We start from the raw sequence: 12,883 nt of genomic DNA, 5'->3' as shown, positions 1-12,883 counted from the left end.
TAACTTGTTTTTGTTGTAAGCTAGGGAAGGTGACTGCAATGTCTTTCGCCTTTCCAATCAGAAATAAAAAATTCAACTATATGTAAGGAGGATTTCGATCATGGGTAAAGAAAAATTTGATCGTTCCAAAACGCATGCTAATATCGGTACAATTGGACACGTTGACCACGGTAAAACAACGTTAACTGCAGCAATTACTTTCGTACTTCACAAGAAATCTGGTAAAGGTACAGCTATGGCTTATGACCAGATTGATGGTGCTCCAGAAGAGCGCGAGCGCGGAATCACAATCTCTACTGCACACGTAGAGTATGAAACTGATTCCCGTCACTATGCACACGTTGACTGCCCTGGACACGCTGACTATGTTAAAAACATGATCACTGGTGCAGCACAAATGGACGGAGCTATCCTTGTAGTATCTGCAGCGGACGGCCCAATGCCACAAACTCGTGAGCACATTCTTCTTTCTCGTCAGGTAGGGGTACCTTCTATCGTAGTATTCCTTAACAAAACTGACCAGGTGGACGACGAAGAGCTACTTGAACTAGTAGAAATGGAAGTTCGTGAACTTCTTTCTGAGTATGACTTCCCTGGTGACGACATTCCTGTCGTTAAAGGTTCTGCACTAAGAGCACTTGAGGGTGACGAAGAGCACGAAAACGCTATCCTTGAGCTTATGCAGCAAGTGGATGACTACATCCCAACTCCAGACCGCGACAAAGATAAGCCATTCATGATGCCAGTAGAGGACGTATTCTCTATCACTGGCCGTGGTACTGTTGCTACAGGTCGTGTTGAGCGTGGACAGCTTAACGTAGGTGACGAAGTAGAGATCATTGGTCTTGCGGAAGCTCCTTCTAAGACAACTGTAACTGGTGTTGAAATGTTCCGTAAGCTTCTTGACTATGCTGAAGCTGGTGACAACATTGGTGCACTTCTACGTGGTGTATCCCGTGACGACATCAACCGTGGACAAGTTCTTGCGAAGCCAGGAACTATCACTCCACACACTAAGTTCAAAGCGGAAGTTTACGTTCTTTCAAAAGAAGAAGGTGGACGTCACACTCCATTCTTCACTAACTACCGCCCACAGTTCTACTTCCGTACTACGGACGTAACTGGTGTTACTCACCTTCCAGAAGGCGTAGAAATGGTTATGCCTGGTGACAACATTGAAATGGTTGTTGAACTAATCTCACCAATCGCGATTGAAGAGGGAACTAAGTTCTCTATCCGCGAAGGTGGACGTACAGTAGGCGCTGGCGTTGTAGCACAAATCACTGAGTAATTTTATTACTCTTTTATAGAAGGGTCGAGCGATTTATCGCTCGGCTCTTTTTTTGTTTGGGCGGGTGTTTTTGGAGGATAGGCAGGACGGAGGACAGGGAGATGCTTATTTGCTAATAACAGATTTGAATCTACTAATGACAGATAAATAGGAAACTGCGTACTTAAAATCAGATTCCTTTCTTTTAGTAACAGATACGCACACTAATAACAGAATAGCCGCTGCTAAAAGCAGATAATTCTTCATCGTGTACAGATAACTGCTGCTAATGTCAGAATCCGGGAACTTTATCCATACATAAAAGTTATACTGAATTTTTTCATAGAGAGACTACTAAGTGAAAATACAAATAAAGAACTTTTGTTCGTATAATTTGTGGAAATGAAAGGGAAACTCTAATATAATAACCGTATATTGTATTTCAAAAGGAGCTGTTAAATGAATACATACAATTTAGAAAGACCTTTATACCTTTTACAATACGAGGCACTGTTGCGCAGACTGCCACAAAGATACACTGTATATGAGAAAATAGAAAAGGACTATCAAAAGTACCTCTCCGGATTTCAGGGAGAAGAGTCACTGAATTATATTCTGTCGTTTCTGAACATACATAAAGAAGCTTTTATCTGCCGGGGACTCCGCTTTAAAACAAAAGACAGCAATTATTACTTTCAGATCGACCTCCTCCTCGTTACCCCATCATTTATATATATCGGCGAGGTGAAAAACTATTCCGGCAGGTTGACATTCGAACCGCATTACGGGCAAATGCTCCAAATTAAAAACGAAGCAGTAACAACCTACCCGTGCCCCATCCAGCAGGCAAAGCGACAGGCGACACAGCTCGCTCAATGGCTTAAGTTATACTCCCTGCCGACAATACCGCTATGTGCACACGTAATAATATCGAATCCCCACACACAGATTTCCACCCATACACCCATTCCAGAGTTATATCATGCGGAACTTTTACCTGAAATAATTGATTCACAACAGTTACTGCACTCCAAACGGGTGCTCACTAAATCGCAGCTTCAAGAGCTGGAAAAGCTACTGCGCAAGGAAAATGAAGAAGCGAATCACTCTTTGCTCAAAAAATACAATCTCCAGCCGACCGATGTAATGCATGCTATTCGCTGTCCTGGATGTAAAGCCAGGAGGCTTCGTCGTAAAAGAGAAACTTGGTACTGCAGTTCGTGCAATCAAAAAGATGACCATGTGCATTTGCAGGCATTACAGGATCTGGCTATACTCAATGTAGGATTTCATTCTTTAAGTGTATATCGCATTTTCCTCTCTCATGTCTCCCGGGTCACTGCAAGAAAGTTAATTTTTCCATATGTCATTCACAATGGAGTCCCAAGCAAAGGGAGAAAATACAAATTGGAATTGAATAGATTTTTTTAGGAACCGAAGGCAGATCGCATGAGTTAAGTGATCTGTCTTTTTTCATTGTTTTGCTAATGACAGATTCGGGGGTACTAAAATCAGATAAATAAAATAATCACTTTATTAAAATCAGATTCTTTCCCATTAGTAACAGTTACATACGCTAATAACAGAATATCAGCTGCTAAAAGCAGATAATACGTCATCGTGTACAGATACAAACCTATTACTAACAGCATATACCGGATACAGCCTCTTCATATAAAAACAAGCCGCGACTCCAAACAACCTTTTCTTGTATAATGGATAAACCTGACCACCACTAAAATTCAGGAAAGGATCATGCCACTAATGAATATACAGCAATACTACATAAGAACAGCGAAAACGTTCCGCCTGCTTGCCTGGCTCTCTTTAGCGGCAGCGCTGATTATCACTGCTGCCTTCAGTATCATCGGCTGGCAGTACCTGCTGCATCCGAATGCGCTGTACCTCGTGGTGCTCGCAGGAAGCTTCCCCGGCTTCCTTATTGCAGCACATGCGAAAAAAACACGTGCGAAAGAAATAAAGGTAACTACTCCGGAACAATCGCTTACGTTCGAAAAGCAACGGAGGTTTATACTCGTCCCCTTTGTCCACTGGCTGCGGGAGTTTGTGATCTTTACAATGAAGGGAGAAGCAGTCGCTGTGATCCGGGAGGATGTAACCGGCCTTCAGAAAGCAGCGAAGTTCTGTCTGCATCTCATTGGACTCAGGCCTTACCTGAAAAAGAAAATTATCGTGGAAAATCAGGAAGGCACTCTCTACCGGCTTTACAAAGACCGCGGATTTAAACAGAGATATCATTTATATACCAGCGATGGAACGAAACTCGCCGAATATGATATGAATCTGCTGAACCTGCTCCGAGCCTATTCCAACATCTATGATGAAGCTGGCAACAAGATTGGAGAAAACCACGGCGGCTTCGGCGGTATCCAATTTGAAGTGAGAGACATAAATAAAAATAAACTCATTGATACGAAATATGACGGCATACCCTTAGAAGCGATGAACATCTTTGCGGGGGTGAGGGGAGACATTATTACTGTAGAGGAAGACCTCGCCCATCAAACCCCCATCTTTCTCCTCTCACCACTCCTTATCCAGCTGCATTACCGCCGCTGAAAAAAGAATTTTCGCTACCCCATTGCATACAGGAAGCACAGATTGTATAATGTTCAAAGTGTGGCCGTAAGAATATATAAAAAAAGCATTGCGTATACGGTGTAAATCCTGTATACTATCTAATGTTGGTCACAGAAAGGCTTTGATTCGGGAGGTTACCGACACACCAGATCCCGTTGCCATGGAAATGGTGGACGGAAAATTTCCGAGGAGCAAGTCTATTTCCAAAAATGGGCGATAAAAGGAGGTAATCAAATGGCAAAACAAAAGATTCGTATTCGATTAAAGGCATATGATCACCGCGTACTCGACGCTTCTGCAGAGAAGATTGTTGACACAGCGAAGAGATCAGGTGCCGGTGTAGGTGGACCAATTCCACTTCCAACAGAGCGATCTGTTTACACAGTGCTACGAGCAGTACACAAGTACAAAGATTCTCGTGAGCAATTCGAAATGCGCACACACAAGCGCTTAATCGACATCATTGAGCCAACACCACAGACAGTTGATGCGCTAATGCGTCTCGATCTGCCATCCGGTGTGGATATTGAAATCAAACTTTAATTGATCATAAATTTTACAAATATTAAATTATAGGAGGTGTGACGGATGACCAAAGGAATCTTAGGAAAGAAGCTAGGCATGACTCAGGTTTTCACAGCAGCTGGTGAAGCAGTACCAGTAACAGTGATCCAGGCTGAGCCAAACGTTGTTCTTCAGAAGAAGACAGTAGAAGGTGAAGGTTACGAAGCTGTACAGCTTGGTGCTTTTGATCAGAAAGAAAATGGTCAGAACAAACCGAAGAAAGGTCACGCAGCAAAGGCAAACGCAACACCTAAGCGCTTCGTGAAGGAAATCCGCGACGCTGAGGCAGCTGAACTAGAGGTTGGTCAGGAAGTCAAGGTAGATGTTTTTGCAGAAGGAGATGTAGTGGACGTTACCGGCAAGTCTAAAGGTAAAGGTTTCCAGGGTGCGATCAAGCGCCACAACCAGTCCCGCGGACCAATGTCCCACGGTTCCCACTATCACCGTTCTCCAGGTTCCATGGGTCCAGTTGACCCGAACCACGTACGTCCGGGTAAATTACTTCCAGGCCGCATGGGTGGAGAAACAGTAACTGTACAAAACCTTGAAGTTGTCAGAGTCGACACAGAGCGTAACGTTCTTCTCGTTAAAGGAAATGTTCCAGGCGCGAAGAAAAGCTACGTAACAGTTCAATCAGCGATCAAAGCTGAATAATTTCAGATAAGAAAGGAGGAGCCCCGATGCCTAAAGTTACACTATATAAACAAGATGGCTCACAAGCAGGCGATATCGAACTTGCAGAAGGTGTATTCGGTATTGAACCAAATAAAGACGTTCTTTACGAAGCAGTGATTATGCAGCAAGCATCACGCCGTCAAGGAACACACAAAACAAAAGACCGTTCAGAAGTACGCGGTGGCGGTATTAAGCCATGGCGTCAAAAAGGAACAGGCCGCGCACGTCACGGTTCTATTCGTTCCCCAATCTGGGTAGGCGGTGGAGTGACTTTCGGTCCTACACCAAGAAATTACGGTTACAAGCTTCCTAAGAAGCAGCGCCGTTTAGCATTAAAATCAGCTCTTTCTTCAAAAGTGCACGAGGATAACATCCGCGTGGTTGAAGAATTGAGTTTTGAAGCTCCAAAAACGAAGGAAATGAAAGCAGTTCTTGCAGGTCTTTCTGCAACAACAAAAACGCTTATCGTAACAGCGGACTTCAACGAAGCAGTAGCTTTGTCTGCCCGTAACCTTCCAGGAGTAACTTCTGTTTCAGCAAAAGGAGTAAATGTACTTGATCTTCTTACACATGAGAAGCTCATCATTACTCAAGAAGCTGTTAAACAGGTAGAGGAGGTGCTTGCATAATGTCAAACGCAAGAGAAATTATTAAGCGCCCGATTATCACAGAACGTTCCGCAGATCTTATGGAACAGAAAAAGTATACGTTTGAAGTAGACCCGCGTGCTACGAAGCCGCAGATCCGCTCTGCAGTAGAAGAAATCTTCGGTGTAGAAGTAGTAAGCGTGAATACGATGAATTATAAAGGTAAATTTAAGCGTTTTGGCCGACACAGCGGCTATACTCGCAAGCGCAAAAAAGCGATTATCGAGCTTTCAGCGGACAGCAAAGAATTAGAATTCTTTGAAGGTGCGTAATAAACATTTTTTAGCGAAGGAGGGAAAAGCTCATGGCTATCAAAAAGTATAAACCGACCACAAACGGTCGCCGATTTATGACATCACTGGATTTTCAGGATCTCACAACAGACAAGCCTGAAAAATCGTTACTGGCTCCACTTTCCAAGAAAGCCGGCCGTAACAACCAGGGACGTATTTCTGTACGTCACCAGGGTGGCGGACACAAGCGTCAATATCGTATTGTTGATTTTAAGCGTGATAAAGATGGAATTCCAGGACGCGTTGCTACGGTAGAATACGATCCGAACCGTTCTGCGAACATTTCTCTAATCAACTATGCAGATGGTGAAAAGCGTTATATCCTTTCACCAAAAGGCCTTACAGTAGGTACAATCATCATGTCTGGTAAAGATGCAGACATTAAAACTGGTAATGCGCTTCAGTTGAAAGACATCCCAGTTGGTACTATCATTCACAATATCGAGCTTCGTCCTGGTAAAGGCGGACAGCTGGTTCGCTCTGCAGGAGCAGAAGCACAGGTATTGGGACGTGAAGACAAGTACGTACTTGTACGTCTTCGTTCCGGTGAAACACGCTTGATTCTTGGCACTTGCCGTGCTACAGTAGGTCAGGTTGGAAACATCGAGCACGAACTTGTAACAATCGGTAAAGCAGGACGCTCACGCTGGATGAACAAACGTCCAACTGTACGTGGTTCTGTTATGAACCCTAATGATCACCCACACGGTGGTGGTGAAGGTCGCGCGCCAATCGGCCGTCCATCTCCAATGTCACCTTGGGGCAAGCCTACGCTTGGTTACAAGACACGAAACAAGAACAAAGAGTCCGATAAATATATCGTACGCCGTCGTCGTAAAAAATAACGTAATTGATCTACGGTTCTGCTATAGAACCGTAGCACAGTTGCGAAGGGAGGTACCATTATGGGTCGCAGTTTAAAAAAGGGACCATTTGTAGATGATCACTTGATGAAAAAGGTTGAAGCACAGGGCGATACTCAAAACAAAAAGCTGATCAAAACCTGGTCACGCCGTTCTACGATCTTCCCACAGTTCATCGGGCACACGATCGCCGTTTATGATGGTCGCAAGCACGTTCCGGTTTACATTCAGGAAGATATGGTTGGGCACAAGCTTGGTGAATTTGCACCAACGCGCACTTACAGAGGCCACGCTTCTGACGATAAGAAAACACGACGTTAATTAAAGAGGGGAGGTACTGATCATGGAAGCTAAAGCAGTTGCAAAACAAGTACGCATTGCTCCTCGCAAAGCTCGTCTGGTCGTAGACTTAATCCGTGGAAAAGAAGTTGGTGAGGCAATCTCCATTCTTAACCACACGCCGAAGAAAGCATCCCCTGTTGTGGAGAAGCTTTTAAATTCAGCTATTGCGAACGCAGAGCATAACTACGAAATGGAGCCTGAGAACCTCGTTATCAGTAAAGTATTCGTAGACGAAGGTATTACAATGAAAAGATTTCGTCCAAGAGCACAAGGACGTGCAAGCAGAATCAACAAACGTACAAGCCACATTACACTCGTACTAACAGAAAAGAAGGAGGGATAAGTGTGGGTCAGAAAATAAATCCTAATGGACTGCGTGTCGGCGTTATTCGCGACTGGGAATCCAAGTGGTACGCTGATAAAGATTACGCGACACTACTTCACGAAGATATTAAAATTCGTAACTACCTGGAGCAGCGCCTGAGCGAAGCATCCATTTCTACGATTGAAATTGAACGTGCCGCGAACCGCGTCAACGTGACGATCTATACTGCAAAGCCAGGTATGGTAATTGGTAAAGGTGGTTCTGAAGTAGAAGTACTTCGTAAATCCCTTAACAACCTTACAGGCAAGCGAGTACACATCAACATTAACGAAATCAAGAAGCCAGATATGGACGCTACACTCGTAGCACAAAACATCGCTCGTCAGTTGGAAGCAAGAATTTCTTTCCGTCGTGCAATGAAACAGTCTATGCAGCGCACAATGCGTTCTGGTGCAAAAGGTATCAAAACACAAGTATCCGGCCGACTTGGCGGAGCTGACATCGCTCGTTCTGAACATTACAGCGAAGGAACTGTACCACTTCATACACTAAGAGCTGACATCGATTACGGTACTGCAGAAGCAGATACTACGTACGGTAAGCTTGGTGTGAAGACTTGGATCTACAAAGGTGAAGTCCTTCCAACTAAAGGAACGAAACAAGAGGAAGGAGGAAAATAATCATGCTAATGCCTAAACGTGTGAAATACCGCCGTGAGCATCGTGGTAAAATGCGAGGACGCGCAAAAGGTGGAACAGAAGTCACATTCGGTGAGTACGGTCTACAAGCTGTTGAAGCTTCATGGATCACAAACCGCCAGATCGAAGCTGCACGTATCGCTATGACGCGTTACATGAAGCGTGGCGGTAAAGTATGGATTAAAATTTTCCCAGACAAGCCTTATACTGCAAAACCTCTAGAAGTCCGCATGGGTTCCGGTAAAGGTGCTCCAGAAGGATGGGTAGCGGTAGTAAAGCCCGGGAAAGTAATGTTTGAAATCGCAGGTGTATCTGAAGAAGTTGCTCGTGAAGCACTTCGTCTGGCATCACACAAGCTGCCAATCAGAACAAAAGTAATTAAACGTGAAGAAGTGGGTGGTGACGCAAATGAAAGCTAATGAGATCCGCAACCTAACCACTGCAGAAATCGAACAGAAAGCAATATCTTTAAAAGAAGAGCTTTTCAACCTTCGCTTTCAGCTTGCGACTGGACAGCTAGACAATCCAGCCCGCATTCGTGAGGTAAAGAAAGCAATTGCTCGAGCTAAGACAGTATTACGCGAACGCGAACTAGGAATCGTGAGCGAATAGTCTTGAGAGGAGGATTTACTGTGGCAGAACGTAATAATCGTAAAAGCTACGTAGGCCGTGTGACATCAGATAAGATGGACAAAACAATCACAGTTGTTACAGAAACTTATAAGATGCACCCGCTTTACGGAAAGCGTGTAAAACACACAAAGAAATATAAAGCACATGACGAGAACAACACTGCAAAAGTGAACGATGTCGTGCGCATCATGGAAACTCGCCCGCTATCAAAGGATAAGCGATTCCGACTTGTCGAGGTAGTTGAAGAGGCAGTTGTTATCTAAAGAACAATATGTTTGCTTACCTGAAGGGAGGTAAAGGAATCTATGATTCAACAGGAAAGCCGTTTAAAAGTAGCTGATAACTCTGGAGCGCGTGAAGTGCTCTGCATTAAAGTTCTTGGTGGTACAGGACGCAAGACTGCGAACATTGGTGACGTAATCGTCTGCACTGTAAAGCAGGCAACACCTGGTGGCGTTGTCAAGAAAGGTGAAGTTGTTCGTGCCGTAATCGTACGCACACGCAGCGGAGCCCGCCGTTCTGATGGTTCTTATATCAAGTTCGACGAAAACGCAGCAGTAATTATCCGTGACGATAAAGGACCAAGAGGAACTCGTATCTTTGGACCAGTTGCACGTGAGCTTCGTGAGAACAAGTTCATGAAGATCGTTTCTCTTGCTCCAGAAGTTCTTTAATATATTAGATAGATACCGGAAACATCCGAGTAAAGAGGAGGTGCCCTCATGTCCCAAGTGAAGCTGCACGTAAAAAAGGGAGATAACGTAAAAATCATCTCCGGGAAAGATAAAGGCAAAGAAGGAACAGTCCTTGAAGCTTATCCAGCGAAATCTCGTGTACTTGTGGAAGGCATAAACATGGTTAAGAAACATGCAAAGCCATCTCAAGCGAACCCGCAAGGCGGAATTCTTAACCAAGAAGCGTCTATTCACGTCTCGAACGTAATGGTAATTGATCCATCTACGAACGAACCAAGCCGCGTTGGATACAAGACTGAGAACGGAAAGAAAGTACGTATCGCTAAAAAATCTGGCGAATCTTTAGATAAGTAATAAGCCAGTTGGTGAAAGGAGGTACACTCAATGAATCGTTTGAAAGAGAGATACAATCAGGAAATTACCCCTTCTCTTAAAGAGAAGTTCAATTATTCTTCTGTTATGGAAGTACCCCAGATCGAAAAGATCGTAATTAACATGGGTGTCGGCGATGCTGTACAGAACTCAAAAGTTCTGGACAAAGCCGTAGAAGAGCTTGCAGTAATTGCTGGTCAAAAGCCACTTATTACGAAAGCGAAAAAATCTATTGCAGGATTTAAAGTACGTGAAGGTATGCCTATCGGAGCGAAAGTTACACTCCGCGGTGAGCGCATGTACGACTTCCTCGATAAGCTTGTTTCTGTTTCTTTACCACGAGTACGTGACTTCCGCGGTGTTTCTAAAAAAGCATTCGACGGACGAGGAAACTACACGCTGGGTGTAAGAGAACAGCTTATTTTCCCTGAGATCAACTACGATAACGTAGATAAGGTCCGCGGAATGGATATTGTTGTTGTTACTACTGCTAATACAGATGAAGAAGCACGCGAGCTGCTAACACAGTTTGGCATGCCGTTCCAGAAATAATACTCTGAAAGAAGAGAGGAGTGTAGACCTTGGCGAAAAAATCAATGGTCGCAAAACAGAAGCGTACGAAGAAGTTTGCTGTACAAGAGTACACTCGCTGCGAAAACTGCGGACGTCCGCATAGTGTTCTTCGCAAATTCAAACTTTGCCGTATCTGCTTCCGGGATCTTGCACACAAAGGTCAAATTCCGGGCGTTAAAAAAGCTAGCTGGTAATTCCGTTTAAAGGAAGGAGGTAAATACGATGGTCATGACAGATCCTATTTCTGATATGCTGACTCGCATTCGTAATGCGAATCTAGTACGTCATACAAGCTTGGAGCTACCCGCTTCAAACATCAAAAAGGAAATCGCAGACATCCTCAAGCGCGAAGGTTTCATCCGCGACTACGAGGCAATCGAAGACAGCAAGCAAGGTGTTCTTCGTATTTTCCTTAAGTACGGTGCAAATAACGAAAAAGTTATCACCGGCCTTAAGAAAATCAGTAAGCCAGGTCTGCGTGTATACGCAAAATCCGACGAAGTGCCACGCGTACTCGGAGGACTTGGAATTGCAATCATTTCGTCCTCAAGTGGCGTTATTACAGATAAAGAAGCCCGACAGCAGAAAGTCGGCGGAGAAGTACTAGCGTACGTTTGGTAATTATTAAGCGATAGAACGGAGGTGTCACGTATGTCCCGAGTTGGTTTAAAACCTATTGAAATTCCATCAGGAGTTGACTTCAAGCTTGACGGAAACACGGTTACAGTTAAAGGCCCTAAAGGCGAACTTTCCCGTGAACTTCATCACGATATGATCGTTAAGCAGGAAGAGAATACAATCACAGTATCCCGACCATCTGACCACAAAGAGCACCGTTCTCTTCATGGAACGACTCGCAGCCTGATCAACAACATGATCGAAGGCGTATCCAAAGGTTATGAAAAGAAGCTTGAGCTGGTAGGTGTCGGTTACCGTGCGCAGAAAACTGGAAACAAGATGGTGCTGAACGTAGGCCTGTCCCACCCAGTAGAATTTGTACCGGAAGACGGACTTGAAATCGAAGTTCCTTCAAACACACAGATCACTGTTAAAGGTATTGATAAAGAGCGCGTGGGAGCACTTGCTTCCAACATCCGTGCCGTACGTATCCCTGAGCCTTACAAAGGTAAAGGTATCCGTTACGAAGGCGAATATGTTCGTCGTAAAGAAGGTAAGACAGGGAAGTAAGCCCTGAATAACGGAAAGAAAGGACTGACGTTCGATGATCACGAAGACTGCTAAGAACGCGGTACGTAAGAAAAGACATGCCCACGTTCGTCGTTCGATCACAGGTACTGCGGAACGTCCTCGCTTGAACGTATTCCGTTCTAATAAGCACATTTATGCACAGTTAATTGATGACGTTGCAGGCGTTACAATTACAAGTGCATCCAGCTTAGATAAAGAACTTAACGTAGAAAAAGGCGGGAACAAAGAAGCAGCTCGTCAAGTTGGCGAACTTGTGGCGAAGCGTGCCCTTGAAGAAGGCAAAGAAACAATCGTATTTGATCGCGGTGGTTACCTCTATCACGGTCGAATCCAGGAACTTGCAGACGGAGCCCGCGAGGCTGGTCTTAAGTTTTAATTTACGGAATAAAGGAGGGAAACACATTGCGTATCGATGCAAGCAAACTTGAAATTGAAGAGAGAGTTGTAACGGTTAACCGAGTAGCGAAAGTAGTGAAAGGTGGACGCCGATTCCGCTTCGCAGCACTTGTTGTTGTAGGCGATAAAAACGGTCACGTTGGATTTGGCATGGGTAAAGCACTTGAAGTACCTGAAGCAATTCGCAAAGCGATCGAAGAAGGTAAAAAGAACCTTATTAAAGTACCGATGCAGGGAACTACAATCCCTCACTTGATTACTGGTGAATTCGGAGCAGGTTCAGTTCTTCTGAAGCCGGCATCTGAAGGTACGGGAGTTATTGCCGGCGGACCTGTCCGTGCGGTACTCGAACTTGCTGGTGTACAGGATATCCTTTCGAAATCTTTAGGTTCAAACAACCCTATTAACATGGTACGTGCGACAATTCAGGGTCTTGAAAGTCTGAAAAGCCCGGAAGATGTGGCGAAACTACGCGGCAAATCTGTTGAAGAGTTGCTAGGTTAAGGAGGGATTTGGCATGGCAAAGAAATTAGAAATTACCCTCACCCGCAGTCTGATCGGACGTCCGGAAGATCAGCGTGTAACTGTCAGGACACTGGGTCTTGGCAAGATGCACAGCACAGTTGTTCAAGAGGACAACGACGCAATGCGCGGAATGGTAAACAAAGTAGCTCACTTAGTTACAGTTAAAGAGATCGAAGCATAATAGAGAATAAACGTTGAGGAG

24 protein-coding genes are annotated in these 12,883 nt (G+C 44.5%); 23 read left to right on the top strand and 1 reads right to left on the bottom strand.

Annotated elements, in window-relative coordinates:
- Positions 1–100: 100 nt before the first annotated feature.
- Together tuf and BLP92_RS09425 are read left to right on the top strand one after the other, a co-directional pair.
- Positions 101–1,291, top strand: a complete 1,191-nt coding sequence (gene tuf, locus BLP92_RS09430; protein WP_090842697.1) for an elongation factor Tu — start codon at positions 101–103, stop codon at positions 1,289–1,291.
- A gap of 438 nt (positions 1,292–1,729) precedes the next feature.
- Positions 1,730–2,701: a nuclease-related domain-containing protein gene (locus BLP92_RS09425; RefSeq protein WP_090842696.1), complete on the top strand. Its 972-nt coding sequence runs from the start codon at positions 1,730–1,732 to the stop codon at positions 2,699–2,701.
- Between the two features lie 80 nt (positions 2,702–2,781).
- On the opposite strand, the gene BLP92_RS18020 is transcribed toward BLP92_RS09425, so the two are convergent.
- Positions 2,782–2,922: a hypothetical protein gene (locus tag BLP92_RS18020; protein WP_175444239.1), complete on the bottom strand. Its 141-nt coding sequence runs from the start codon at positions 2,920–2,922 to the stop codon at positions 2,782–2,784.
- 112 nt (positions 2,923–3,034) lie between these two features.
- On the opposite strand from BLP92_RS18020, the gene BLP92_RS09420 reads away from it, so the two are divergent.
- From BLP92_RS09420 to rpmD, 21 genes are all read left to right on the top strand, one after another.
- Positions 3,035–3,850, top strand: a complete 816-nt coding sequence (locus tag BLP92_RS09420) for a hypothetical protein (RefSeq protein ID WP_090842695.1) — start codon at positions 3,035–3,037, stop codon at positions 3,848–3,850.
- Positions 3,851–4,105: 255 nt separating this feature from the next.
- Positions 4,106–4,414: a 30S ribosomal protein S10 gene (gene rpsJ, locus BLP92_RS09415; RefSeq protein WP_090842694.1), complete on the top strand. Its 309-nt coding sequence runs from the start codon at positions 4,106–4,108 to the stop codon at positions 4,412–4,414.
- 45 nt (positions 4,415–4,459) lie between these two features.
- Positions 4,460–5,089, top strand: a complete 630-nt coding sequence (gene rplC, locus BLP92_RS09410; RefSeq protein WP_090842693.1) for a 50S ribosomal protein L3 — start codon at positions 4,460–4,462, stop codon at positions 5,087–5,089.
- Between the two features lie 26 nt (positions 5,090–5,115).
- On the top strand, positions 5,116–5,739 hold the full coding sequence (gene rplD / locus BLP92_RS09405) for a 50S ribosomal protein L4 (protein WP_090842692.1): 624 nt from the start codon (positions 5,116–5,118) through the stop codon (positions 5,737–5,739).
- Positions 5,739–6,029 (top strand): 50S ribosomal protein L23, encoded by a 291-nt coding sequence (rplW, locus tag BLP92_RS09400; protein ID WP_090842691.1) that lies wholly within the window; start codon positions 5,739–5,741, stop codon positions 6,027–6,029. Before rplD ends, rplW begins: the two co-directional genes overlap by 1 nt.
- A 32-nt stretch (positions 6,030–6,061) precedes the next feature.
- Entirely contained in the window at positions 6,062–6,895 is an 834-nt protein-coding gene (gene rplB / locus BLP92_RS09395) for a 50S ribosomal protein L2 (protein ID WP_090842690.1), read from the top strand.
- 60 nt (positions 6,896–6,955) lie between these two features.
- Positions 6,956–7,234, top strand: coding sequence for a 30S ribosomal protein S19 (gene rpsS, locus BLP92_RS09390; RefSeq protein ID WP_090842689.1), 279 nt, complete (start codon positions 6,956–6,958; stop codon positions 7,232–7,234).
- Between the two features lie 22 nt (positions 7,235–7,256).
- Positions 7,257–7,598, top strand: a complete 342-nt coding sequence (gene rplV, locus BLP92_RS09385; RefSeq protein WP_090842688.1) for a 50S ribosomal protein L22 — start codon at positions 7,257–7,259, stop codon at positions 7,596–7,598.
- Positions 7,599–7,600: 2 nt separating this feature from the next.
- A complete protein-coding gene (gene rpsC, locus BLP92_RS09380) occupies positions 7,601–8,260 on the top strand; it encodes a 30S ribosomal protein S3 (protein ID WP_090842687.1) in 660 nt (219 codons plus the stop codon).
- 2 nt (positions 8,261–8,262) lie between these two features.
- Complete coding sequence (rplP, locus tag BLP92_RS09375) at positions 8,263–8,697, top strand: 50S ribosomal protein L16 (RefSeq protein WP_090842686.1); 435 nt, start codon at positions 8,263–8,265, stop codon at positions 8,695–8,697.
- Positions 8,687–8,890 (top strand): 50S ribosomal protein L29, encoded by a 204-nt coding sequence (gene rpmC / locus BLP92_RS09370; protein ID WP_090842685.1) that lies wholly within the window; start codon positions 8,687–8,689, stop codon positions 8,888–8,890. Before rplP ends, rpmC begins: the two co-directional genes overlap by 11 nt.
- A 20-nt stretch (positions 8,891–8,910) precedes the next feature.
- Complete coding sequence (gene rpsQ / locus BLP92_RS09365; RefSeq protein WP_090842684.1) at positions 8,911–9,174, top strand: 30S ribosomal protein S17; 264 nt, start codon at positions 8,911–8,913, stop codon at positions 9,172–9,174.
- Between the two features lie 42 nt (positions 9,175–9,216).
- Positions 9,217–9,585: a 50S ribosomal protein L14 gene (gene rplN / locus BLP92_RS09360; protein ID WP_090842683.1), complete on the top strand. Its 369-nt coding sequence runs from the start codon at positions 9,217–9,219 to the stop codon at positions 9,583–9,585.
- Positions 9,586–9,648: 63 nt separating this feature from the next.
- Positions 9,649–9,960, top strand: a complete 312-nt coding sequence (gene rplX, locus BLP92_RS09355) for a 50S ribosomal protein L24 (RefSeq protein WP_090842733.1) — start codon at positions 9,649–9,651, stop codon at positions 9,958–9,960.
- Between the two features lie 30 nt (positions 9,961–9,990).
- On the top strand, positions 9,991–10,530 hold the full coding sequence (gene rplE / locus BLP92_RS09350; protein ID WP_090842682.1) for a 50S ribosomal protein L5: 540 nt from the start codon (positions 9,991–9,993) through the stop codon (positions 10,528–10,530).
- Positions 10,531–10,559: 29 nt separating this feature from the next.
- Positions 10,560–10,745 (top strand): type Z 30S ribosomal protein S14, encoded by a 186-nt coding sequence (locus BLP92_RS09345; protein WP_090842681.1) that lies wholly within the window; start codon positions 10,560–10,562, stop codon positions 10,743–10,745.
- A 28-nt stretch (positions 10,746–10,773) separates the two neighbouring features.
- Entirely contained in the window at positions 10,774–11,172 is a 399-nt protein-coding gene (gene rpsH, locus BLP92_RS09340; protein WP_090842680.1) for a 30S ribosomal protein S8, read from the top strand.
- Positions 11,173–11,202: 30 nt separating this feature from the next.
- Positions 11,203–11,739, top strand: a complete 537-nt coding sequence (gene rplF, locus BLP92_RS09335; RefSeq protein ID WP_090842679.1) for a 50S ribosomal protein L6 — start codon at positions 11,203–11,205, stop codon at positions 11,737–11,739.
- Positions 11,740–11,773: 34 nt separating this feature from the next.
- A complete protein-coding gene (rplR, locus tag BLP92_RS09330; RefSeq protein ID WP_090842678.1) occupies positions 11,774–12,136 on the top strand; it encodes a 50S ribosomal protein L18 in 363 nt (120 codons plus the stop codon).
- Positions 12,137–12,162: 26 nt separating this feature from the next.
- Positions 12,163–12,660 carry a 30S ribosomal protein S5 gene (gene rpsE, locus BLP92_RS09325; protein WP_090842677.1) on the top strand — a complete coding sequence of 166 codons (498 nt, stop codon included), beginning with the start codon at positions 12,163–12,165 and terminating at the stop codon, positions 12,658–12,660.
- Between the two features lie 13 nt (positions 12,661–12,673).
- Positions 12,674–12,862, top strand: a complete 189-nt coding sequence (gene rpmD / locus BLP92_RS09320) for a 50S ribosomal protein L30 (protein ID WP_090842676.1) — start codon at positions 12,674–12,676, stop codon at positions 12,860–12,862.
- Positions 12,863–12,883: the final 21 nt, after the last annotated feature.

Origin of the sequence: Alkalicoccus daliensis (assembly GCF_900103955.1) — a bacterium.
Classification (GTDB): Bacteria; Bacillota; Bacilli; order Bacillales; family Salisediminibacteriaceae; genus Alkalicoccus; species Alkalicoccus daliensis.
Note: the sequence above shows the minus strand (reverse complement) of the source record. Positions and strands in the feature narration are given on the sequence as shown.

Excerpts from the sequence above, each read along its gene's own strand:
- rplF (WP_090842679.1), top strand. The coding sequence starts at position 11,203 with ATGTCCCGAGTTGGTTTAAAACCTATTGAAATTCCATCAGGAGTTGAC.
- rpmD (WP_090842676.1), top strand. The coding sequence starts at position 12,674 with ATGGCAAAGAAATTAGAAATTACCCTCACCCGCAGTCTGATCGGACGT.
- rpsS (WP_090842689.1), top strand. The coding sequence starts at position 6,956 with ATGGGTCGCAGTTTAAAAAAGGGACCATTTGTAGATGATCACTTGATG.
- tuf (WP_090842697.1), top strand. The coding sequence starts at position 101 with ATGGGTAAAGAAAAATTTGATCGTTCCAAAACGCATGCTAATATCGGT.
- BLP92_RS09420 (WP_090842695.1), top strand. The coding sequence starts at position 3,035 with ATGAATATACAGCAATACTACATAAGAACAGCGAAAACGTTCCGCCTG.
- rplC (WP_090842693.1), top strand. The coding sequence starts at position 4,460 with ATGACCAAAGGAATCTTAGGAAAGAAGCTAGGCATGACTCAGGTTTTC.
- rplD (WP_090842692.1), top strand. The coding sequence starts at position 5,116 with ATGCCTAAAGTTACACTATATAAACAAGATGGCTCACAAGCAGGCGAT.
- rplW (WP_090842691.1), top strand. The coding sequence starts at position 5,739 with ATGTCAAACGCAAGAGAAATTATTAAGCGCCCGATTATCACAGAACGT.
- rplP (WP_090842686.1), top strand. The coding sequence starts at position 8,263 with ATGCTAATGCCTAAACGTGTGAAATACCGCCGTGAGCATCGTGGTAAA.
- rplN (WP_090842683.1), top strand. The coding sequence starts at position 9,217 with ATGATTCAACAGGAAAGCCGTTTAAAAGTAGCTGATAACTCTGGAGCG.
- BLP92_RS09425 (WP_090842696.1), top strand. The coding sequence starts at position 1,730 with ATGAATACATACAATTTAGAAAGACCTTTATACCTTTTACAATACGAG.
- rplR (WP_090842678.1), top strand. The coding sequence starts at position 11,774 with ATGATCACGAAGACTGCTAAGAACGCGGTACGTAAGAAAAGACATGCC.
- rplE (WP_090842682.1), top strand. The coding sequence starts at position 9,991 with ATGAATCGTTTGAAAGAGAGATACAATCAGGAAATTACCCCTTCTCTT.
- rpsH (WP_090842680.1), top strand. The coding sequence starts at position 10,774 with ATGGTCATGACAGATCCTATTTCTGATATGCTGACTCGCATTCGTAAT.
- rplB (WP_090842690.1), top strand. The coding sequence starts at position 6,062 with ATGGCTATCAAAAAGTATAAACCGACCACAAACGGTCGCCGATTTATG.
- rplV (WP_090842688.1), top strand. The coding sequence starts at position 7,257 with ATGGAAGCTAAAGCAGTTGCAAAACAAGTACGCATTGCTCCTCGCAAA.
- BLP92_RS18020 (WP_175444239.1), bottom strand. The coding sequence starts at position 2,922 with ATGCTGTTAGTAATAGGTTTGTATCTGTACACGATGACGTATTATCTG.
- rpsJ (WP_090842694.1), top strand. The coding sequence starts at position 4,106 with ATGGCAAAACAAAAGATTCGTATTCGATTAAAGGCATATGATCACCGC.
- rpmC (WP_090842685.1), top strand. The coding sequence starts at position 8,687 with ATGAAAGCTAATGAGATCCGCAACCTAACCACTGCAGAAATCGAACAG.